Below are 23,108 nucleotides of genomic sequence, written 5' to 3'. Positions count from 1 at the left end.
TAAGAAGGTTATCTACTTTCTTCTTACCAGCATTTTTTTGAAGAAGTTGGGATTTTTCTTTACATATAATGTGGCGAGATTAGTAAAGATAAAATCTCGATAATCAGCAAAGCTAATTATGTCCTTCTCCACAAACTTGTATATATTAGCTGCAACAGCAATAGTCATAAGACTTCCCTCAAAACTGAGGAGTATTATTGTGTAAAAAGCTAAAACAGATAAAATTAACGAGGCTGTTCTTTAGCAACCCAATCTGTTAATTTAAAGTCTGACTTTGCTAAACCCTGCGATACTAAAAATTTCTTTGTTCCCTCTAAAAGTTTCACACCCTCGGCTGGTAATGGTTCTTCTGATACCTGTTTGAGTGGGAATGATACTTTAATGATGTTAATGGGATATTTAGTAGTTTGAGCGTGATACTGATAATATTCTTCAGAATTAGCTTTTAAATCTTTGGCTGCTTCTGTCAGAATTGCATTAAATTTCTGTGGGAAATCAGGCTGTTTTGCTAGAAAGCTTTCGGTCGCCACAACTAATGATGTTCCTGACAAACCCTGATGATTTGCCGAAGAATCAATCACTGGAAACCCTTGCGATTTCAGAAAAGGCCCAAGATCGCTGGAAGTTGCATAAGCTGCTACATCACCACGTTCCAAAGCTGCTTTTGCCTCAGTAGTCATCAAATGGACAATTTTTACATCTTTGGCAATTTTAGCTTCAGCTAATAGACCCAGTAGGTATCTATGCATATAAGAGCCTTTTTGGGTAGCTATTTTTTGACCTTTCAGTTCAGCAAGCGATCGCGGGCCATTCTTTTTCGCTACTAACCAGGCAGTTGTATTAAATTGGCTAATCCTTAACAGTCGCGTTTCCTGACCCCTAGCTTTCAAAACTATCGCTGGTGTATCCCCTAAAGAACCAACATCTAATTGTCCAGCGACAAGCGCCTCATTTAGATTCGGCCCGTTAGGAAACCTTGCAAAAGTAATATTTTTAAATCCCGCTTTTTTCAACTCCCGTTCTAATATTCCTTTTTTCTTTGCCCAACCCAGCGATCCTGTAGGTTCTGAATTACCTACATAACCTATTCGTAGGGTAGAAATGTTATTAGATGCAACAGCATTATTGACATTAACAGCCTCAATAGATTGAGCAGATTTAGTTTCGCCTTGGCTACACGCTGTAGTTAGTAGCAGTAGGAAACAAGCCACTGAAGTTGATAATTTTGAAGAAAATTTATTTTTACTGATAGAACTTGTTCCTAATGTTAACGACAGCATGACTATTTTCTCCGCCGCACTATTTCATCTGCTTCAAAATTTGGAATGTTTGATCGGCTTTTGCTGTTGAAGTACGTTTATGTCCCCAACCGATGTTTTCCCGATAACTACCCAGTAGCCCAACTTCTGCCAATTCTGCCTCATTGACTGAAGTCGTTACATCACTTTCTGGTGCGACATAAAGAGCATCAACTGGACAGTACAATTCGCACATATAACAGGTTTGGCAGTCACTCTGTCGGGCAATGGTTGGCGGCGCATTCGGTACTCTGTCAAACACGTTAGTTGGACAAATATTCACGCAGATATTACATTCTATGCACCGCGACTCGCTGACCAACTCAATCACACTGCCACCCCTATTTTAGATTTTGGATTTTGGACTTCGACTTCGCTCAGTCGAACGATTTTAGATTGGGAAATATGTTCTGTATTGAGTAGTGGCTGAGTTTTCACCCAAACTCGATCTAATCCGCCACTAATCAGGTGATGTTGCTGGTTAGCATCAAGTTCGGGATAATCTTGATGTTTGTGCATCCCACGAGTTTCTTTCCGTTCAATGGCACTGCTGTACATCCACCGCGCTGTAGCTACCATTGCCGTAGCTTCTCGCGCCCGGATTAGCTCTTTATCTGATGTTACCTGGCTACTGCGAAGTTCTTGCCAAAGATGATTTAGCTTACTCAAAGACTCGGTTAAGCCTTGTTCTGTACGGAAATAGTTCTTTTCGTAAGGGAATACTTCAGCTTGGACTGCTTGAATAATTTCATCAGTTGCTAAGGAGCGATGCCTTCGGCGGCAAGCTACGCTCCCACTTTGTAATCCTACTTCTCCAACTCCCTTAACTTGTCGTTGAGTTTTATGTTCTCCCAAACTGCGGCTATATTCAGCAGCCGATTTCCCCGACCAATAGCCAGAAGATATTGCCCAAGCCGCGTTATGACTACCACCGCCAGTAAATCCGCCACAAATCAGTTCGCGCGTAGCGGCATCTCCAGCCGCATAGAGTCCCCGTACAGAACTGGCACAACTCTCATCTACAATCCGAATTCCTCCCGTACCGCGCACAGTTCCCTCTAGGCGCAGAGTCACAGGGAAACGTTGGGTAAAGGGATCGATACCTGCACGGTCAAAGGGTAAAAAGAAGTTGGGCTGTGCTAAACGCATAGATGGCCGCATCGATTCCGCCGCTTTGTCTATGATGGCGTAAACTGGCTGTTGCAGTAATGTCTGGGCTATTACTGAACGTCTATGAGAACTTGCCCCTGGAATTACACTACCGTCTTCGTAGGTGAAAGTTGCCCAATTATAAAACAGGGTTTTGGTAACTGAAGAAAAGGCGGGAGAGATGCCATAAGCATTAGAAAATTCCATACCCGACATCTCGGCTCCTGCTTCTGCCGCCATCAGATAACCATCCCCCGTCAGGACGTTGCATCCTAACGCTTTACTCAAGAATGCACAGCCACCTGTGGCGATAATTGTGGACTGCGATCGCACTATCCATTTCTCACCAGTTTGACGGTTTACACCTGTTGCACCAGCAACAGCACCATCGTCATCAACCAGTAATTCTAAGGCGGGGCTGTTGTCTAAAATCTTTACTCTGGCGCGTTGAATTTGCCGCCGCATCAGCCGCATATACTCCGGCCCTTGCAGCGATCGCCGGTAGGGTTTGCCTTCATCATCGGTAGGGAAGGGATAACCCCACTCTGCTAACTGATTGACGTTTTCATAAGTCTGATTCAGTACCCGATCCATCCAGTTGCGATCGGATAAAAACCCACCTAACGATTCCCGGCTCGCTTTTGCTGTTTCTCTTGCTTCGGGATCGGGTGGCACGTACCACACACCATTCCCAGATGCAGCAGCGCATCCAGTTGTGCCGCAATACCCTTTATCCACCAGGACAACTTTAGCTCCACTTGATGCAGCACTCCATGCCGCCCAAGTTCCAGCTGGCCCGCCTCCAATCACAAGTACATCTGCTTCTAAGTCGAGTTCAAAATCGTTTGTTAACGTCTTTAGCATCTACCATTTCCCTCCATCAATAAACTCTTAAGCTTCGAGTCTTCACCCCATCCATGCTGCAAAATAAATATTTAAAAATCTAGAAATCGCGATCGCTTAATACAGGTTCTTACTAGCTCTGATATTGCTTAATACATTATCTTGATCGATAAACCGTAGTTTGGACATAATAAAGTCTTTCACAGTTTTCGACAAAAAGCAAGTATTTTACCAAACAACTTCAAACGTAAATTTATGTAAAATCAACGGAGTTATCTTTCTCAAGAACTTGCTTTATAACGTCTTTTGTGTAGTGGTCGAATTTAAGTTCATAAAATACTTAAATTCGATAAGTTTGCCATAGTTTAATAAATTTTTTTAAACGGTTTTATCTAGATAGAAAAGACGCGAAATTGAATTGTCTTTGTCTTGCGGCACTAACATTCGCTCTCTTAAGACTCAAGAATCCCCGGACTTTTGATTAAACGAATGTAAGTCCTGTTTTTATTCAGTCCGGGGAGTGCCATTCGGTTAAAACCTAAAGACAGTACGAACCCAAGCAAATAAACTATCAGGATTGCTGGCATCCGAATCAGGTGCAGTAATCCAGATCAAACCTGGCGTAACCTCAATATTATCTCCGATTTTATATTGGTAGAATGCCTCAACGTGCAGAGAAGTATCTCTGTCCGCTTGTCCTAGACCTTTTCCCAAATTTATATTATTACTAAGACTGATGAGTTTTGGCTCCATACCAACTAAAATACCCCCTAAAGCACCTTCACTAAAAAGATCCGGGAATGCCAGTCCTACCGCCCAATCCATAGCTTCAGCATTTCCGCGCCCCAAATAGGTGTGTACCCCATAACTTACCCACCCATTGATTGCCAACTTGGAATTAATTTGATAGAACGCCTGTAAGCCATAAAGGTTGCCTAGAGTTGCTACTCCAGGCACGGTGCTGTTTACCAGGTTACTCCCGACTGCTGGGCCGAAATTTGTGCCGCTAAAACCTATGGTATTTGGTGGGCTATAGGTATTAACGTAAGTTGCCGCTACCCGAAAATTCCGATTACCGGAGTAGTATATTAACTGTGCTAAAGCTAAATATCTGCCTGTAAATAAACCGTTATTAAGTGTGGGATTACCGCCGTTTGGTGCGCTATACGCTATCCCGAATTGAACCTGTTTGCCTAATCCCTGGAGTATGGCAATTCCAGGGCCGCTATCTCCATAGTTATAGACCAAAGACCGCCGTGAAAATCGCGAAATCCCATTAGCACCAGTCGCAGAAGACGATTCAAAATATGGGTTAACCGGACCAGAAAGACCTATCTCACTAGCTCCATCAGACAAAGGATAAATGTTGACTTGGGTATTTGGAAAAGGTAAAAACCGATAGCGAACACCACTGAGAATAAGAGTGTTGCGTGCAAAAGTAATACTGGAATTATCAGCAGTTCTCCCCTCATAAGTTCCCAATAATCCAGCTCTTGTTTGTCCAAGTGATTCAATATTTCCACCTCCTATTGTTATACCTAGTGAATCTTTACCATTAAAACTGGTGTTTAACCGTAAAGTCGTTGAGCCTTGAAGTGTGAGATTGTTAGGTGCTGGTCTCTTAGTGACGACATTATTACCCGCCAGAAGTTCGCCAGCAACAATCTGAGCTCGACCTATAAGTTTGGTTGTGGTTGTAAACTGAGTTGATTCTAACTTCGCATTTCGTGCTTCCAGGCTATCTACGCGTCCCCGAAGTTGAGCGAGTTCTGGAGAAAATTGTTCTTGTAGTTTTTTGATGGTATCCAAGTCTTCCCGTTTGACTAAATCTGTCGTTGAAGTCGCTATTAGTTCATTGAGGCGATCTAAAGCTGCATTCAACCCAGCAGCAAATTCATAGCGCGTTAGGGAGCGATCGCCTTTAAATGTACCATCTGTATATCCTGCAATTACACCGTAGCGCTCAACTAGAGACTGTAATGCTTGAAATGCCCAATCTGTCGGCTTAATATCTGATAGTTGCGAGACAGATGTAACTTGCCCTGCTGCATTATTTGGAGCTTTTTGCTTAGTTGGCGGTGCAACTTGCAACAATTGTGAGACAGGTGTCACTCGATCTTGAAGCTCGTTTGGAGCTTTTTTACGAGTGACTGGTGCAATTGAAGTGTCTACTGTTTGATTGACAACTGCTTCTGGAGCTTTGTTATTTTCTACTTCAATAGTAGATACATCAGATTTAGGTAATTCCGCCTGACTTTTAGCTGGATGAAAAACCAGTATAGCTATAATATCTAGCACCGAAAGCAGCAACACTATGGATCTATAATTCCAGCGAAATTTCGACATGACTCTTTAACTCCTCAACCTTAAAGATGAATAAATTCGCCCTTAATTTGACATAAAAGACAAGACAAATCATTGCTCTAATGTTTTTACAAAACGATTAGAACATAGATTCATCCAGGCTTTAGCCGTTAAAAAAAGTGCAAAGTTCTGATAAGTATCGAAACCAGTACTAAGTAGTTAAATGTCCAATCCAAAATTCACAGCAAACTAAGAATTCTGACGTTTCAAATAATCCTAAAAACATCTAGAATCAGACAATGACTGCCTTAGCAAGAACTTCTCTACTTTTAAGGGAAACTCAACCACACGCTATATGAAATGATCCTTCTAATACATCCTAAAATCCTTTTTTTGAGTTATGCTGTATAAAGTTCATCAATGGCTATTGACATTGACTCAAGCTTGATCTAGATTCGATTATTTGCCAATTAACATTAATTGAAAACACTATTTTCTAATCAGCTATATTTTGACAGCATCAATCGTTAGCTAAGTACGATAGTTCTATCGACTTACCGTACATTCGTAGCATTATCTTTGCATAGAGCTTGGTACAATGCAAGACCTAGTACTTTTTCATCAGGCGAAAATATATCAAAATTCTTAGCCATGAAGATGGCCGCCACTTTACTAAGCCTAAGTAAGTTGATATAGGAATCCGGTTTGATTTCTAAAATTATTTGTGTAGGGAGGTAACCCTTCGACCGGCTCAGTGCAGCGCTAGGAACGGAGAACAGGGAGCAGGAAAGAAGCCTCTTGAAGTTGTGCTAAGTTTTTTCACGCAATTAAATACTAGTCCTATAACTACAGTGGCACTATTGAAAAGGACACTACTACGGCAAGGCGGAAGTCAAAAGTCCAAAGTGTCAGGGAATAAGCTTTTTAGGGATTTGAAATGGTTGCTCTATTTACGCCGTGGCGTATAGACCATTGATAGCAAGGGCTAAGGATTTGCTAAAAGTGTATTTAACTTCCGCAGTAAAGCGGGAATTGCGCTCGAACCGAATTGCTGTTTGCTGAAAGCCAACCCAAGAACGCAAAGCTCGTAACCTTTATCCAAACACAGACTTAGGAAGTGCAAATTAGCAAGATTTCTGTCGATGAAACCAGAAATGAACACTTTCAAGTCGCAATAAATGTGGGTAATTGACACAAAACTTGTATTCTTCACGACAGCTATTGTTGCAAAAAAAGTGTCATGATTATTGGAATTGTGCGTAAAAACGTCAATCTTGTGGGCAGTTATTCTTTATGAATCGTTAATCTATCACTGGTGTTTTAAATAATTTCCTGTAAAATGCTGACTATAAACTACGGTAATTCGATCGATCTATCGTAGGAAAACCCTTGTACCCTGTCTGACACAAATGCAAATTCTCTGGTTTATTCCTACTGGATCTCATGACGGACGCTATTTAGGCACAGATATTGGCTCTCGTGTTGCCACACCTGATTATTTGCAGCAAATTGCCCAAGCTGTGGATAGTTTAGGCTACACAGGCGCATTGTTACCTACAGGGAGTTCTTGTGAGGACGCTTGGATAACCGCCGCCGCTTTTATATCTGTCACCAAGCAGATGAAGTTTCTGGTGGCAATTCGTCCAGGAATTACTTCCCCAGGTGCTGCTGCACGGATGGCAGCAACATTTGACCGAATTTCTAAAGGAAGATTGTTAATTAATGTAGTGACAGGTGGAGATCCGGTGCAGCTGGCTGGGGATGGCTTGCATCTTAGTCATGACGATCGCTATGATTTAACCGATGAATTTCTCAGAGTTTGGCGGGGTATCGTCAGTGGGGAAACAGTCGATTTTAAAGGAAACTACCTGGATATCAAAGGTGGTAAACTCTTATTTCCACCAGTTCAAAAACCCTATCCACCTTTGTGGTTTGGTGGCTCATCTGCTGCCGCCAAGCGGGTTGCTGCTAAACATATAGATGTTTACCTGACTTGGGGCGAACCTCCACAACAAGTGGCCCAAAAGATTGCCGAAGTTAAGAAATTGGCGGCTGAACAAGGCAGAACAGTTCGTTTTGGGATTCGCTTGCATGTAATTGTGCGAGAAACCGAGTCAGCTGCTTGGGATGCAGCCAATGAGCTAATTAAGTATGTGGATGAGGATGCGATCGCTAAAGCTCAGAAAGACTTAGCTCAATCTGATTCTGAAGGACAGCGGCGCATGAGTCAACTACATAGTGGTAGTCGAGAAGCCTTAGAAATTAGCCCCAACCTCTGGACAGGAATTGGATTGGTGCGGGGTGGTGCTGGTACGGCCTTAGTCGGAGATCCTGACACCGTTGCCGCTAGGATGCTGGAATATCGCAATTTGGGAATAGAAACATTCGTTTTCTCTGGATATCCCCATTTAGAAGAAGCGTATCGCACCGCTGAATTATTATTTCCCCGTCTACCTTTGCAAAGTGAACCTGCACCTTTAACACCACCAGTCTTGAGTTCTGTTGGCGACGATTTCGCCAATGAACAATTTGCGAAACAACTCACAAGTGCTTCATGACTAATTTGTAATTCGTAATTCGTAATTAAAGAGCAAATTACAAATTACGTTGGTGATGCTTCTAGATTCATCCTTTGGAACAATCTAAAATCCCAAATTCCATGACTATTACCTTTAAAAGCACCAAAAGCAAAAACAAGATATCCCTGAGCGAGGTGTTAGACAACCCGCAAGTTGAGAAAATAGTTCCTTGGATTGTGCCTGTTACCATATTAATTCTTTGGGAACTTGCTTCTAGAACTGGCTTACTTTCAACCAGGATTTTACCAGCCCCTAGTGGTGTAATCGCTACAGCAATTAAACTTGGCTCAACTGGAGAACTGTTCCAACATATAGGAATTAGTGCTGGGCGGGCGATATCTGGTTTTATAGTTGGTGGCAGTATTGGGTTCAGTTTAGGATTGCTCAATGGCTTTTCCCGTACCGCAGAAAAGTTATTGGATAGTTCCTTACAAATGCTCCGGACTATCCCTAATTTGGCATTAATTCCGCTAGTGATTCTCTGGTTTGGTATTGGCGATCAAGCTAGATTATTTCTAGTATCTATGGGGGTATTTTTTCCAATATATCTCAATACATTTCATGGTATCCGTAGTGTTGACCCTGGACTGATTGAAATGGGAAAAGTCTATGGATTAAAAACACCACAACTTCTGTGGCAAATTATTTTTCCAGGAGCTTTGTCTTCGATTCTCGTTGGTGTTCGTTTTTCGTTGGGGATTATGTGGCTGACACTAATTGTAGCAGAAACGATCGCAGCAGATTCCGGTCTTGGTTATATGGCAATGAATGCCCGTGAATTTATGCAAACCGATGTTGTGGTTTTGAGTATTGTAATCTATGCACTACTAGGGAAATTAGCAGATGCTGTTGCAAGAGGTTTAGAAAGAAAATTCTTGTCTTGGAACCCCAGTTATCAAAAGTCATAAATGCTAAATTCACCAAAATCACAGATTGAAAAATCTTGATTTTAAATGTAATTTCCTTTCTTCAACATTTCATCAAATAATTAAATTCCAATTGTTCTCAAAAGGAGGTTTTGCAAGTGAGTTCAAATGTACAGGGTACACAACTAAGTATTTTGGATTTGACGAAATCTTTTGGCAAGAAAACTGTTTTAAACTCGCTGAATTTAGAAGTTGAAGCAGGTGAGTTTGTCGCTATTGTCGGACGAAGTGGTTGTGGTAAGAGTACCTTATTGCGTCTTGTGTCAGGATTAGATAGAGCAACTTCAGGTGGAATACTACTTGATGGAGAACCACTACATAGACTCAGCCGCTCTGTAACAGTGATGTTTCAAGATCCCCGCTTGCTGCCGTGGAAGCGCGTTATTCAGAACGTAGGATTGGGCTTAGAAGGGAATTGGCGTGAAAAAGCTTTGTGGGTACTCAATAAAGTCGGACTCAAAGATAGAGCTGATGAGTGGCCTTATGTTTTGTCTGGTGGACAACGGCAACGGGTATCATTGGCCAGAGCGTTAGCCAGTCAGCCCCGTTTGTTGTTACTAGATGAACCTTTGGGAGCATTGGATGCTCTAACTCGCCAAGAAATGCAGCATTTGATTGAAAACTTGTGGCAAGAGCGAAGATTTACTGCGTTTTTGGTTACTCACGATGTGGAAGAGGCTGTGGCGTTGGCAGACCGAGTGATAGTGATCGATCAAGGAAAGATTTCTATGGATTTACCTGTAAAACTTTCACGCCCGCGAGATCGAAGTAGCGAAGTGTTTATCAATATCAGAGAAGCTGTTTTAGAACGAGTAATGAGCAATGAAAATACTCAAGTAAACAACCAGTTATTACAGCTGAGTAGTTGAAATTTAAGCTTTTAGTAGTCAATCAATATTCAACTTGAGGTAGCTGCGGTAAATAGGCTACTTCGAGATTAAAACTTACCTATAGCAATAAAAAATTATTTATGAACACTCAAAATACCTCCCAACTCTCCTGTGTGCTGGTCTGGGTAATTTTTTCTATATTTACGAGCTAGATAAACTAAAATATAATCTATATCGCTTTATTGAAAATCAATAATACACAAATATTTATTATTGATATTTAATTTAATGATCGTCAAAAAATTAACAAAGGATGATGCAGAAGATTATAGACAGATCAGATTAGAAGCTTTAGAGCAAAATCCAGATTCATTTGGCACAACATATCAAGAAGAAGTAATTAAGACGATAGAACAATTTCGGGATAGAATTCCAGTAGATAACAACAATTTCATTTTGGGATGTTTTGAGGATAAACATTTAATTGGAATAGTCGCATTTAACCAAGAATCCAGAATAAAACTCCGGCATAAAGCACATATTAGTAGCATGTATGTTAAACAAGAATATCGAAGGAAAGGTATAGGTAAACTATTATTGAATAAATTAATTGAAAGAGCGAAAGCTATTAACGAAGTAGAAATATTATTACTTGATATTGTTAAAAGCAATTTTTTAGCCAAACCACTTTATTTATCGCTGGGCTTTCAAGTATATGGAACCGAGATAAGAGCGTATAAATATAATAACAAATATTTTGATATAGAATTTATGTGTTTGCAAATTAAATAATCAGCTTTGAGATATTAATAAATCTCATTATAATTTATCCTAAAAAATGATACTCGGTTTTTTGTCAAGCATAGGCAATTTCCAGATATAGCCTTGTAAATAAAGAAGAGGTAATCTACAATGAAGCTCATTTTGCCGCTCGATTTGGTTGCTGACATTGAGCCACATCTACCACCCAATACACAGATTGTACGAGTAGATGTTGAAGGAAATCTAGATGGGGATGCTAGCGATGCTGAAGTTTATTTCAGTTGGTTTTTATCGAGAAGTCCTATACTGCATAAAATACTAGAATCAGCACCAGCATTGCGTTGGCATCACGCACCAAATGCAGGGGTGAATCACATCCTGACACCAACTTATTTGCAAAGAGATATTATCCTCACTAATGGGGCTGGAGTACATGGAATTCCGATCGCAGAATTTGTCATTACTTACATACTGGCTCATGCCAAGCACCTGCCAGAATTATATGCTCTACAGGCTGAACGTCACTGGAAAAGAGGCTTTGCTATCCAAGAATTAACAGATGCAACCTTGCTAATTATTGGCGCTGGTGGTATTGGTCAAGAAATCGCCGCCCGTGCTAAACCCTTCGGCTTAAGAATTATTGGCAGTCGCCGTCATCCCCAGGAACTAGCAAATTTTGATAAAGTAGTAGGTGCTGATGAATGGCGATCGCTCCTGCCAGAGGTGGATTATGTAGTTATTGCAACACCTCTAACTCCCGAAACCAAAGAATTGATTGATGAATCTGTATTGCGGTCGCTCCCAAATCATGCCTACCTAATTAATATTGCTCGCGGCGGCGTAGTCGATGAATCAGCATTAATAAAAGCGCTCACAGAAGGTTGGATTGCAGGTGCAGCATTAGACACAGTTAACTCAGAACCGTTACCACCAGAAAGTCCTTTGTGGTCACTTCCTAACATCTTTATCACCCCTCATACTTCCGGTCATTCACCCAAGAGTAAACAGCGTTCAATAGCGCTATTTATCGACAATCTAAAGCGTTACCAAGCTGGTCAGCCATTAAGAAATGTAGTAGATAAAGAAGCAGGATACTAAACAATTAAAAATTAAAAATTAAAAATGCAGAGGTGCTGCCGATTGGTTGCACAATCCAAAATCCAAATCCAATATTGAATTAGGGAGTAGCTAATGGTGAAATTAATTTTACCCGATCATCTGATTGCAGATATAGAGCCACACCTACCATCTAATATCGATGTAGTAGAGGTGGATAGTGAAGGTAATCTCGATGGTGATGCCAGTGATGCAGAGATTTATGTCAATGGATTTTACCTGAAAACCTCTACTCTTGACAAAGTATTGACAGCAGCACCCGCGCTGCGTTGGCAACAGTCACCGAGTGCTGGCGTGAATCACATTCTCACGCCAACTTTTTTGCAAAAGGACATCATCCTCACCAATGGCGCAGGAGTTCATGCAATTCCAATTTCGGAATTTGTACTGGCATTTATGCTCTATCACGCCAAGAATCTGCGGAAATTGCAAACTTTGCAGAATGAACACACTTGGGTAAGAGGAGTGTTTCTCGAAGAGTTAGCAGACGCGACTTTATTAATTCTCGGCACAGGAAATATCGGTCAAGCGATCGCATCCCGTGCTAAAGCCTTTGGAGTCACAGTTTGGGGTAGTCGCCGCCATCCCGAACCCCTACCGAATTTTGATAAAGTTGTAGGCGCTGATGAGTGGCGATCGCTCCTCCCAGCCGCAGACTATGTAGTTATTGCGACACCATTAACCCCAGAAACTAAAGGCTCGATCGATGAAGCTGCATTGCGCTCTATGCGTCAGTCTGCTTACCTAATTAACATTGCTCGTGGTGCGATCGTAGATGAAGCCGCATTACTTACCGCACTACGTGAGGGCTGGATTGCGGGTGCTGGATTAGACACTGTTGCAACCGAACCTCTGCCGCCAGAAAGTCCCTTATGGTCGCTACCGAATGCCTTTATCACACCCCATTGTTCAGCCTTGTCGCCACGCCTCAGAGAGCGCATAGCACAACTATTTATCGACAATCTTCAACGCTACCAAAACGGTCAGCCCTTGCGGAATGTTGTAGATAAACAAGCAGGATACTAAATATTGGGCATTGGGTATGGAGAAGAGACAAGGGAGGCAAGAAAGAGGGGGTAGACAAGGAAGAAACTTGTTGAATAATTCCTCTTTGTCCTCCTTGTCTCCCTTGTCTCTCTTGTCTCCCTACTCCCACTTCGGCTCCTTTCGACTTCGCTCAAGGCAAGTCGCTCAGTGACCACCTGCTCCTCTGCTCCTCTGCTCCCCAATCACTTAACTTTCAGCACCGACTTTCCTAAAGATTGACAAATAACATCATTTTGCGGCGTATGTATACGGCTGCACAAAACGTCACGGTAGTGACGCTCTAAAGGATTTCTTTTTAATAAACCAGGATTGCCAGTTAGTTCCAAGGCAATTTCTACAGCACGAATCGAGTTAGTTGTGGTGAGGTATTTAACAGCTTGTGCCTGTAATCCTACGTTAGGCTCATACTTACCGTTGTCAATATCTTGAGCCAAACTATAAATCAATCTATTGTTAGCAAACAGTAGTGCTTCTATCTCACCCACGGCAGCTTGGAAGCGTGGCAGAGTTGCCAGTGGCTCTTGGAGATTAGAAGGCGATCGCTCCCAAAGATATTTAACAAGCCAGTCTCGCGCACTACTAGCAACACCGAGATATAAAGCACTCACTGTCAAACTGCCCCAAGTGGAAATTAGCGGATCGAAAGATGGCGCAGCAGATATTGGGTTGATATTTAGAGCATACTCTGAGGGAATTAATACATTCTCTAAAATGAGGTCATGGCTGCCCGTAGCTCTCATTCCCAAGTGATCCCAGGTTTCGACAATTCGCAAACCTGGCAGATCGCGCGGAACCAGAAAATTCCCAACTTGTGGTTCATCTTCAGTTGTCCGTGCCCAAACAACAAAATAGCTGAGGATAGGACTGCCTGTGGTGTATTGCTTATGTCCTGTTAAACGCCAGCCTTCTGTTGTTCGTTCGGCAATTGTCGCTGGCAATCCGCCTCTGGCTGGCGTTCCTAGCTCTGGTTCAACACGGGCAGCATTCAGCAGGGCAATGCCTTCGATTGATTCACGACACAGCCGCTTATACACTTCTGGATGCCAGCGACGGCTATGGGCTGCATGAGCATGTTGAAGATAGTGCATTGTCAGTACTAATGCGGTCGAAGCATCGCCACGTGCTATCCCTTCAATCACCCGACAGATAGTTGCCAAACCCAAATCCTGACCACCGAATTCACGTGGAATGGTGAGGTTGAGTAATCCTGCCTCATGCAAAGCTGTAAAATTCTCGAAGGGAAAGGAAGCATCTCTATCGTGTGCCCCTGCGCGGGTGGCAAAATCTTTGGCCAGAGCCTCAACTCGATCGAAAATATTGGGGAGAGTTTCTAGACCTTGGGCTACAAAGGTGTTTGGCACTGCTTGCTCCAACTGTGACATAAGTACTCCTTCGTAATTCACTGTACTACTAAATCAGAGATGTTTTTCAATATGGAAGCATCTCAAGTTTGTAGGAATATCAATTTTTCGCACGACGCCAGTCTTCCCTCACCCCCAATCCTCATTGCCCTAACTGTATTACTTCTAATGCTTCCCAATGCCTCGAAAATACTACTTAAAATCGACCGAGATTTAGTAATTAGTAGTTTATGTAAGTATGACACAAACTCCTTTCATAGAGCAAGCCAAGCGGAAAATTCAGCGATCGCGCCACAACTTAGAAACTGAATTCCCTAGCGGTTTAGGACTTACGGAAAATATCTCTCAAACTCTGATTTTTCAATGTTTTCTGTGCCTCTGCGGTTCGTTATTTCGTAACTTGTGCGTAAGTCCTATGGTCTTTTAAGCTAATCACCATTTAAATAAATCTTTGCGTTTGGAACCAAGCACGGAGAAACAAGCATTTAAATATTCTCTGTTGAGAGTAATATAAAGATCCCTAGATCGCACAGGGATAATTTTCTCATCAAGTAGATTTTCCAATGGATAAATATACAGCAACAGGATTGGCGATCGCAACTAAAGTGATATTGGTTGCTTTTATAGCGGTTCCTCTGCAACTGAGGTATAACTGGACTGGATATATTTTTTTTTAACTTTGAGGATGTACCCGATCTGATTAAGAACCGCTATGGATGATTTATCTATATTTTACCAAATCGATGGTGTTACACTTTGTCAGGGCACTGGCTCTATAACCACCATTGAATTTATCCATTTATTATTACTTGACTCGATCGAATCGCAATCTTAGGTTTTAAAAGACAAATTTGCGATTTATTGTCATTTTTTGAACTATAGGCTCATTTAAACATGATGGTTATTTCTCAACTTCTATCAAGCTGTAATATGTATTGCTGCTATCCCTTTGATGGAAAAAATGCTAAGATTGCCTTAGTTAACTAGTGTGTGCGCCCGATCACAACATTAATGTGTTTTACCTCACAGCTAATTTAAACAACTTAAATATTATCTTTAAGCAAACAATAGTCGCCGTTATGGCTAGCATCATGTTATGCCACCTCGCTATTTAAAGATTTAATGTATAAATGGTTGTTAAATATATTTTTTTTGTTAAATATCATCTATTAGGTGACTTGTCAGAAAATTTACATTAAGAAACTACTAAAATATCTAAATTTAAGAACAGAAAGAGTGTAAGCTAATTATGTAAATATCATGTTTGTATGTAAATATGATGATGTTCGCAAGTCTCTTTTGGTTACTTGCATTTGTTACACTATAGGAGGTATAATACAAACGTTAAATAGCTTGCTAGATGCTCCCTAAAAGATACTAAGCAGTGCTGGAAAAAGATCCATTCTGGAATCTCCAAGCAAACTTAAGTAATATTTGTTTAAGTGTAATTTTGCTTAATTGGTAAAATACTACTTAAACAAAATTACGATGTGCTTTTATAGCTTTATAGTTTTATCGTCTTCTGTTTCCTGTAGCCTACTCAAAATCTTCTTTTGTTGCAGGTTGCACGATCGGGATAAAGCTATCCCGGAGACTATCCCCTAGACTCGCCAAAGTACTAGGGAATATGCTGGGAGCTAATTGCACATTGTCTAAATTTCTGATTAACACTACAACGTTAGTCAGATTTGTAGTTGTGGTTTTTTTGCTGTCAGGCTTTGTTCACACAACTGCTAATGAATTACGTTTTCACATAATTTAGGACTCAATGCAATTTCTAACTACAATTATGTCACACCATTTAAGTCAAGACAAGGCTGTTAAAAAGTTAGGAATGTCTGAAAACATTCTTTTAAAAATTCTTCCGATTCAGGTGTTGTTCAAGAGCATGAAATAACTTTCAGCCATAACATTGTCCTGAACTAGAAAAAACTTCAGTTTGTGATTGAGGAATGAAATACTTTGCATAGCTATTGCTACATACAGCAAATTAGATTGCGAAAATAATTCCTGTTAACGAGCGCTGACAACCACTGCTGATTGCAAAAATGAGCAATCCATATTTGTGCGGAGGCTGTCAATGCAGTTAGTTGCTTTTGAAGCTAAATGTCGTTAAACAAAGCTCTAGCTCGATATCCTAGCCTTTACACTAGTTATTGCCACATCAATAACTCGCTGCAACAACTTGTAGATTGCCTGCTCAATAAAAATACCTTGTATGTAAAAGATAGATGCTTTACTAGCATACTGTTTCTTTCTCAACTCTACTTTAATAAAGCTGAGAGTTTCCTCGGTGAAAATACGGGATTAAATAATATTTTTAATGAAGTTTTGAATTGGATTCCGACTGATAAGTAAATTTTTTTTTGGAGATGAAAAAATGCCACCAGTGCTTTCTGAGCAAAATGTGGGTGAAAGAATTTTGTACACTTTGGATACAAAACTCTCAGAAAAAGAATTAGAGAACTTCTTGGCAGAAATGGAAATTGTGGAGCCACCATCAGCAAAGCAATTCTGGGAATCTGCACAGGCGAATCCTGGTATATATATTATTCTTACAGGTAAAGTCCGACTATTAGATAGCTCTGAGAATTTAATTACTACCTTTGGTGCATGGTCTGTTTTTGGTGAATTGACCTTGTTTCCCGAAGCTAACTTTAGTCCTTATGTAGTTAGAGCTTCGACAAGCCTAAAACTTGGCTATTTCAGGCAAGAAGCATTGCAAAGGTTGATAGACAAGTATCCTAACATTCGCGATCGCCTATTTGCGCGTGCAGAACTTTGGGATTTGTTGTTGTTATGTCGCCAAGTATCGCAATTCCCACGCCATACATCACAAGTTTCAGGAATGCTCAAAGCCTTATCTTTGTTTGAGCGACATCAGTTAGACACTGGCTCACTAAATCCACAAATATCTGAAGATTCACAGTTGTGGTTATTATACAAAGGTCAACTGCGGCATTCTGAAGGCGATTCTTTGACACCAGGTACAATCTTTGCTCAACCAAAACAAGGAGATTGGCAAACAACGCAACCAACGATTGCTTACATTCTGAAAAACGACCAAATGCAAACAGCACTAGAATACTTCCCGGAGTTGGGGGAGTGGGCTTTTGGTATGAGTGTCAGCGAAACGGAATTAGAGACTGAAGACACAACGACCGGCTCAGTGCGTCGCAGAAGATTAGGTACTAGAGAAAAAACTTCCCAATCTCCAAAATCTAAAATTATTCCTTTTCCCCAAAGAGAGAAGCCGTCACAACAACAGCCAACAAAAAAATCACGTTTTTACTTTCCCAGTCCGAAAGTACAAATGGGGCATTGGTGGAAGCGGATTACCAAAAGCTATCCCTTCTATGCCCAACAAAGTGCAGCTGATTGTGGCTCTGCTTGCTTGGTGATGATTGGTAACTATTGGGGCAAACATTTTAGTATCAATCGCCTACGGGATATGACCAATGTCACTCGCAACGGTGCATCCCTAAAAGCGATGGCAGCAACAGCAGAATACCTGGGTTTTGCCACCCGTCCAGTGAAAGCTACTCTTGATAAATTAGCAGAACAGCCTTTACCTGCAATTGCTCACTGGGAAGGTAAACACTTTATTGTTGTCTATGAAATCACTCCTAAGCGGGTGATTGTATGTGACCCGGCTCTTGGTCAACGCAGTTTGACAAAAGCTGAATTTCAAGCAGGTTGGACTGGTTATGCATTGTTACTACAACCGACAGCTCTACTAAAAAGTGCTAAAGACGAAAGTAGAAGCTTCTGGAAATTTTTTGAGCTAGTCAAACCTCACTATCGAACATTACTAGAAATTTTCATAGCTTCGATAGTCATTCAATTATTTGGGTTAGTAACGCCAGTATTTACCCAGTTGTTGCTCGACAGAGTACTTGTGCAACGCAGTGTTCCAACCTTAAACGCCATTGGTTTGGGAATGATTGTTTTTGGGTTGTTTGGTGTTGCTGTCAACGGTGTACGGCAATATCTGTTATTTCACACTGCTAACCGCATTAGTATCGCCTTACTCGTAGGCTTCATCAAACATACCTTCCGTTTGCCCCTTGCTTATTTCGAGTCGCGTTTCGTTGGGGATATAATCTCGCGCATCCAAGAAAACCAGAAAATTCAGCACTTCCTTACTGGTCAGACACTCTCCATTGTCTTGGATATGCTGACATTAGTGGTTTATCTGGCTTTGATGTTCTCCTATAGCTGGCGGATGGCATTATTCGTGCTGTGTACTGTACCGCCATTTTTTATCTTGGCGCTGGCCAGCACAAGTATTTTGCGCCGCATCTCCAGAGATATTTTTAATGCAGCTACCAAAGAACAAAGCTATCTCATAGAATCCCTGAGCGGAATTCGTACTGTCCGCTCATTAGCAATTGAACAGACAGTGCGTTGGCGTTGGGAGGAACTGCTAAATGATTTAATCAAAAAAGACTTTAATGCTCAAATAATTGACAATCGCTTGCAAATTATCAGTGGTATCATCCACACCTTTGTAAATACTTCATTGTTGTGGTACGGAGCAACCCAGGTAATTAATAACGAACTAACTATTGGACAACTAGTTGCTTTCAATATGTTGGTGGGTAACGTCTTGAGTCCTTTCCAAAGGCTAGCTTTGCTGTGGAATGAATTACAGGAAATCGTGATTTCTACCGAACGGATTAATGATGTATTGGAGGCGGAACCAGAAGAAGACTTAGCAATTAAACCCCGTAAATCGTTGGGTAAACTTCGCGGTAACATTTGTTTTCAGAATGTTACTTTTCGTTATCACTCAGAAAGCGATACTAATGTATTAGAAAATCTCAACTTTGAAATTCAACCAGAACAGATGGTTGCAGTCGTAGGGCGCAGTGGTTCTGGAAAAACAACTCTCAGTAAATTAATTTTAGGTTTATACCCACCGACAGATGGCAAAATACTCATTGATGGTCACGATATCACCAGTGTATCTATGCGATCGCTGCGTTCCCAAATCGGCGTTGTAGACCAAGATACTTTTCTTTTTGGTGGGACTGTTCGCGAAAACATTGCGATCGCTAATCCAAATGCTTCTTCAGAAGAAATTAGCCAAGCAGCAAAATATGCTGGAGCCGATGAATTTATTCAAAAATTACCGATGGGTTACGAATCCGAAATTGGTGAAAGCGGCGGAATGCTTTCTGGTGGACAGCGACAACGCCTAGCTATTGCTCGTGCTTTGCTCGGAAATCCCCGGTTATTACTGTTTGATGAAGCCACTAGTCACCTAGACTCAGAATCAGAACGAATTATTCAAAACAACCTCAAAACAATTCTTAAAGGACGCACAAGTGTAATTATTGCCCACCGCCTCTCTACAGTCCGCAACGCGGACTTAATCCTGGTTTTAGATCAAGGTATTTTGGTAGAAAGCGGTACCCACGACGAATTAATCGCTAAAAAAGGTCATTATTACTACCTGAATCAACAACAGATGTCTCAAGTTAGTTGATGGGCATTGGGCAGTCTTTTTCTTCTCGACGAGACTGTGCGTAAACAATTTTGAATACTTCTCCTAGCAAAGAGGCTACGCCAACGACAAGCTCAGTACAAGTTTTGAATTGATTTCTTCCGCACTCCCCATCTACTGTTATTGGAAATAAAACCATGCCACATCCCAACAGATCGTCCCCACTCCCCCCAGATGAGCAAGATCAATATCAAGCTTACAAACAGCAAGAGGAATTGGTATTTGACGAGCAAACAGAGGCAGAAAATGAAAGTCAAGATTTGTACTACGGTACAGAAAAACTACTCGATGCCTTACCTCGAATTTGGACTCGTGGTTTGTTATATACGCTCATCGGCTTTGCTGGTCTATTCTTGCCTTGGGCAACTCTTTCAAAAGTCGATGAAACTGGTAGCGCCAGAGGGCGTATAGAACCTAAAGGCGCAACTCAAAAAATAGACGCTCAAGCTGGTGGAAGTGTTAAAGAAGTTAACTTCAAAGAAGGAGATACGGTTAAAGCCGGTCAGGTTTTACTGAAACTGGATTCTGAGTTGCTACAAACAGAACTGCAACAAGTCCAGAGCAAATTGCAAGGGCTACAAAATCGGCAATCCCAACTGGAAATGCTGAAAAATCAACTCTTAATGTCAACGAATCTTTTAGAACAACAAAATAAATCCCAAGAATTAGAAAAATTGGCTCAAGTTAACCAGGTACAGCAAAACCTGGATGCCAAACTGAGTAGCTATAACCTCCAAAAGTTAGAAAAAGAATCATCCGTTAAACAAGCAGAGCAGCAAATTTCCAGCAGTCGCGACGATCAAGAATCGGCTAAAAAACTTTTGAGTATAAATTCTAAGCAAACTGAACGCTTTAGCACACTCGTTCAAGATGGCGCAGTTTCTCCAACCCAAGTTGATGAAATAAAAAAACAAGAGGAAGAAAGCAAACGACTTTATAAAAAGTCTCAATCAGATATTAAACAAGCTCAATTACGTTTAGCCCAAGAGCTAAATAATTATCAAGTAACCATCAAAACGTTGGAGTCTGATATCAAACAAGCAAAACTCCGACTGCAAGAAGAACAAAGTAGTTATAAAAGTACCACGCAAGCCGGACAACTAGCTGTAATGAAAAATCAGGAGCAGCTAAAAGATTTACAGGGACAAATAACAGCAACGCAATCAGAAATCGCTCAGACTAAAAGTCAGCTTACATCTATAAAAGTACAAATTCAGCAGCGCATGGTGCGATCGCCGATTAATGGGGTGATTTTTGAATTACCCACCACTAAACCAGGAGCGGTGGTACAAGTCGGTCAAAGGATTGCCCAAATTGCACCCGCAACAACAGACTTCGTACTCAGAGCCAATATGCCTAATCAGGATAGCGGTTTCTTGAAGGTAGGAATGCCAGTAAAAGTTAAGTTTGATGCCTATCCTTTCCAAGAGTATGGCATTGTACCAGGGAAAGTTACTTGGATCTCGCCTGACTCGAAAGTTAGCCAAACACCCCAAGGCAACATCGAAACCTATGAATTAGAAATCACCTTAGACCAGCAGTATGTCCAAAATGGCAACAAACGTATTCCATTAGGTGCGGGACAGACAGCAAATGCTGAAGTGATCATTCGTCAACGCCGAGTTATTGACTTTGTTCTAGATCCGTTTAAAAAACTGAAAAAGGGCGGTTTGGAGATGTAGTGAAAGATATCGCACCCAAATCAGGAAATAGGACAAGGGAGATTGGAGGAATAATTAATGCCGCGTGCTCACTTGCTCTGAGCAACTTGTACCAAGCGTTGCGAGGTAAGCCGTTCATTTAGCGTCTCGCAGAGAAGGGATGCCCAATCCCCTGAATTATTGGAGATATAGTGTTATGCCCGACAATCTGACCATTTCTACCTCAGATATCATTCACAATCTTAAACTCTCCTGTCAGATACCTGCTGTTGTAGAAGCGATCGCATCGCAAAGTATTATTGCCGAAGCAGCTCAAGCGGCAGGAATTACAGTCACGCCAGAAGAACTACAGCAAGAAGGAGATAACTTAAGGTTCGCCAAGAAGCTTGTCAAAGCTAAAGACACCTGGTCATGGCTAGAAAAACACCACCTCTCTGTGGATCAGTTTGAAGAATTAGCCTACAACAACATCCTTTCGCGGAAGTTAGCGAATCATCTATTTTCCGATCAACTGGAAAAGCACTTTTACGAACATCAGCTAGATTATATCGCCGCCGTTACCTACGAAGTGGTCTTCGAGGATCGAGACTTGGCTTTAGAGCTTTTTTATGCCCTAGAAGAAGGCGAAATCAGTTTTCCAGATATTGCTCGTCTATATATCTCAGAACCAGAAGCTCGTCGTGCTTATGGATACAAAGGACTCCGATACCGCAAAGATTTTCGTCCAGAGATTGCAGCCGCTGTCTTTGCTGCTGCACCACCAGAAGCTCTCAAACCGATAACGACTCCCAAGGGAGTGTATTTAATTTGGGTGGAAGAAATTATTCAACCCCAATTAGATGAACAGTTGCGCCAAAAAATCATTACGGAATCCTTTTCTGATTGGTTAAAGCAACAAATCACCACGATGAAAATAGTTACTCAAATAGACTCAGACAGTTCACAAGAGGAATTAATAGATATGTTATACACCAAGACTAAATAATTTAATAATTTTCAAATGTTTTTGTTGCTAAGTATCTACCTAAGTTATGGGAGATTCGTTGAGGCTTCAAAAATATTGCAGATACAGATTTTATCTACTTCAAAACTTAATAGTTTCTCCTTTTTAGTGTTTTGTGAATATATATACAAAGTGCTGTATTTGCGTTATTTCAAAATTAAATTTAATTGCTATAACTCTTGCTAGGCAGTAATTATTTTTATTTCTGCTTAAATTTGTCATGCAGTTTTTTTTAACTTCAAATAAGACTAGACATGATTATTTTCCAACATAAATATATTAGTTTTTTTAATGAAAAATTCCTCAAAAAAGCATTGACTTTTTTGAGGAATAAAGTATATTAGATGTATAGCCAAATGAAACAAGTTGGCTAGACCAAATATTCCCAACAACAGTTACAAATTTTAGGAGAACTCAAATGATTATTTCTGATCTGAACTACTTGGAAAATACCACTGAAGAAATTATTGGTGGTACTTCTTATAAGAAGCCAGTTATCATCATAATTAAGCCCAAGCCCCCTGTAAAATTCAACAGCGTTGCACAAGCTGATGCAGATGCTTCAGCAACCGGCGGCCTCAACAATGTAGCCGTAACCTTTACTAACGCCACCGTTACTCCTAATAGTGCTACTGCTTCGTCATCAAGCTTTGCTCAAACTAGCAACTAGTAGTAACAAGTAGTAATAATTAAACTCTACTTACAAAAAGTATTAACTTC

At 41.0% G+C, this 23,108-nt stretch carries 18 protein-coding genes; 11 read left to right on the top strand and 7 right to left on the bottom strand.

What is annotated here, in order from left to right:
• Positions 1–12: 12 nt before the first annotated feature.
• From ACR5KR_RS32005 to ACR5KR_RS31980, 6 genes are all read right to left on the bottom strand, one after another.
• Positions 13–168 carry a hypothetical protein gene (locus ACR5KR_RS32005; protein WP_445629198.1) on the bottom strand — a complete coding sequence of 52 codons (156 nt, stop codon included), beginning with the start codon at positions 166–168 and terminating at the stop codon, positions 13–15.
• Between the two features lie 56 nt (positions 169–224).
• Positions 225–1,280: an ABC transporter substrate-binding protein gene (locus ACR5KR_RS32000; RefSeq protein ID WP_445629197.1), complete on the bottom strand. Its 1,056-nt coding sequence runs from the start codon at positions 1,278–1,280 to the stop codon at positions 225–227.
• A 19-nt stretch (positions 1,281–1,299) separates the two neighbouring features.
• The gene (locus ACR5KR_RS31995; protein WP_104905538.1) at positions 1,300–1,629 is read right to left on the bottom strand and encodes a 4Fe-4S dicluster domain-containing protein; all 330 of its coding nucleotides are present in this window, start codon (positions 1,627–1,629) and stop codon (positions 1,300–1,302) included.
• A complete protein-coding gene (locus ACR5KR_RS31990) occupies positions 1,626–3,311 on the bottom strand; it encodes an FAD-dependent oxidoreductase (protein ID WP_448269301.1) in 1,686 nt (561 codons plus the stop codon). Before ACR5KR_RS31990 ends, ACR5KR_RS31995 begins: the two co-directional genes overlap by 4 nt.
• A 510-nt stretch (positions 3,312–3,821) precedes the next feature.
• On the bottom strand, positions 3,822–5,636 hold the full coding sequence (locus ACR5KR_RS31985; protein WP_448269300.1) for an iron uptake porin: 1,815 nt from the start codon (positions 5,634–5,636) through the stop codon (positions 3,822–3,824).
• A gap of 908 nt (positions 5,637–6,544) precedes the next feature.
• On the bottom strand, positions 6,545–6,676 hold the full coding sequence (locus tag ACR5KR_RS31980; protein WP_448269299.1) for a hypothetical protein: 132 nt from the start codon (positions 6,674–6,676) through the stop codon (positions 6,545–6,547).
• A 327-nt stretch (positions 6,677–7,003) separates the two neighbouring features.
• On the opposite strand from ACR5KR_RS31980, the gene ssuD reads away from it, so the two are divergent.
• From ssuD to ACR5KR_RS31950, 6 genes are all read left to right on the top strand, one after another.
• Positions 7,004–8,152 carry an FMNH2-dependent alkanesulfonate monooxygenase gene (gene ssuD / locus ACR5KR_RS31975; protein WP_445629193.1) on the top strand — a complete coding sequence of 383 codons (1,149 nt, stop codon included), beginning with the start codon at positions 7,004–7,006 and terminating at the stop codon, positions 8,150–8,152.
• A 101-nt stretch (positions 8,153–8,253) separates the two neighbouring features.
• Complete coding sequence (gene ssuC / locus ACR5KR_RS31970) at positions 8,254–9,081, top strand: aliphatic sulfonate ABC transporter permease SsuC (RefSeq protein ID WP_445629192.1); 828 nt, start codon at positions 8,254–8,256, stop codon at positions 9,079–9,081.
• Positions 9,082–9,197: 116 nt separating this feature from the next.
• The gene (locus tag ACR5KR_RS31965; RefSeq protein WP_445629191.1) at positions 9,198–9,968 is read left to right on the top strand and encodes an ATP-binding cassette domain-containing protein; all 771 of its coding nucleotides are present in this window, start codon (positions 9,198–9,200) and stop codon (positions 9,966–9,968) included.
• Positions 9,969–10,217: 249 nt separating this feature from the next.
• Positions 10,218–10,721 carry a GNAT family N-acetyltransferase gene (locus tag ACR5KR_RS31960; RefSeq protein WP_445629190.1) on the top strand — a complete coding sequence of 168 codons (504 nt, stop codon included), beginning with the start codon at positions 10,218–10,220 and terminating at the stop codon, positions 10,719–10,721.
• Positions 10,722–10,841: 120 nt separating this feature from the next.
• On the top strand, positions 10,842–11,789 hold the full coding sequence (locus ACR5KR_RS31955; RefSeq protein ID WP_445629189.1) for a D-2-hydroxyacid dehydrogenase: 948 nt from the start codon (positions 10,842–10,844) through the stop codon (positions 11,787–11,789).
• A 93-nt stretch (positions 11,790–11,882) separates the two neighbouring features.
• A complete protein-coding gene (locus tag ACR5KR_RS31950; protein WP_445629188.1) occupies positions 11,883–12,833 on the top strand; it encodes a D-2-hydroxyacid dehydrogenase in 951 nt (316 codons plus the stop codon).
• A gap of 203 nt (positions 12,834–13,036) precedes the next feature.
• Here ACR5KR_RS31950 and ACR5KR_RS31945 read toward each other — a convergent pair whose 3' ends face one another.
• On the bottom strand, positions 13,037–14,236 hold the full coding sequence (locus tag ACR5KR_RS31945) for an acyl-CoA dehydrogenase family protein (protein WP_445629187.1): 1,200 nt from the start codon (positions 14,234–14,236) through the stop codon (positions 13,037–13,039).
• A 217-nt stretch (positions 14,237–14,453) separates the two neighbouring features.
• On the opposite strand from ACR5KR_RS31945, the gene ACR5KR_RS31940 reads away from it, so the two are divergent.
• The 5 genes from ACR5KR_RS31940 (at position 14,454) to ACR5KR_RS31920 (ending at position 23,058) form a co-directional block, all read left to right on the top strand.
• On the top strand, positions 14,454–14,642 hold the full coding sequence (locus tag ACR5KR_RS31940) for a hypothetical protein (RefSeq protein WP_448269298.1): 189 nt from the start codon (positions 14,454–14,456) through the stop codon (positions 14,640–14,642).
• Between the two features lie 1,953 nt (positions 14,643–16,595).
• Positions 16,596–19,706: a peptidase domain-containing ABC transporter gene (locus ACR5KR_RS31935; RefSeq protein ID WP_448269297.1), complete on the top strand. Its 3,111-nt coding sequence runs from the start codon at positions 16,596–16,598 to the stop codon at positions 19,704–19,706.
• A gap of 155 nt (positions 19,707–19,861) precedes the next feature.
• Positions 19,862–21,406 (top strand): HlyD family efflux transporter periplasmic adaptor subunit, encoded by a 1,545-nt coding sequence (locus tag ACR5KR_RS31930; protein ID WP_448269296.1) that lies wholly within the window; start codon positions 19,862–19,864, stop codon positions 21,404–21,406.
• 175 nt (positions 21,407–21,581) lie between these two features.
• Positions 21,582–22,370: a peptidylprolyl isomerase gene (locus ACR5KR_RS31925; RefSeq protein ID WP_448269295.1), complete on the top strand. Its 789-nt coding sequence runs from the start codon at positions 21,582–21,584 to the stop codon at positions 22,368–22,370.
• A gap of 436 nt (positions 22,371–22,806) precedes the next feature.
• Positions 22,807–23,058 (top strand): hypothetical protein, encoded by a 252-nt coding sequence (locus ACR5KR_RS31920; RefSeq protein ID WP_445629183.1) that lies wholly within the window; start codon positions 22,807–22,809, stop codon positions 23,056–23,058.
• Positions 23,059–23,108 lie beyond the last annotated feature (50 nt).

Source organism: Nostoc sp. DSM 114159, assembly GCF_053470285.1.
Note: the sequence above shows the minus strand (reverse complement) of the source record. Positions and strands in the feature narration are given on the sequence as shown.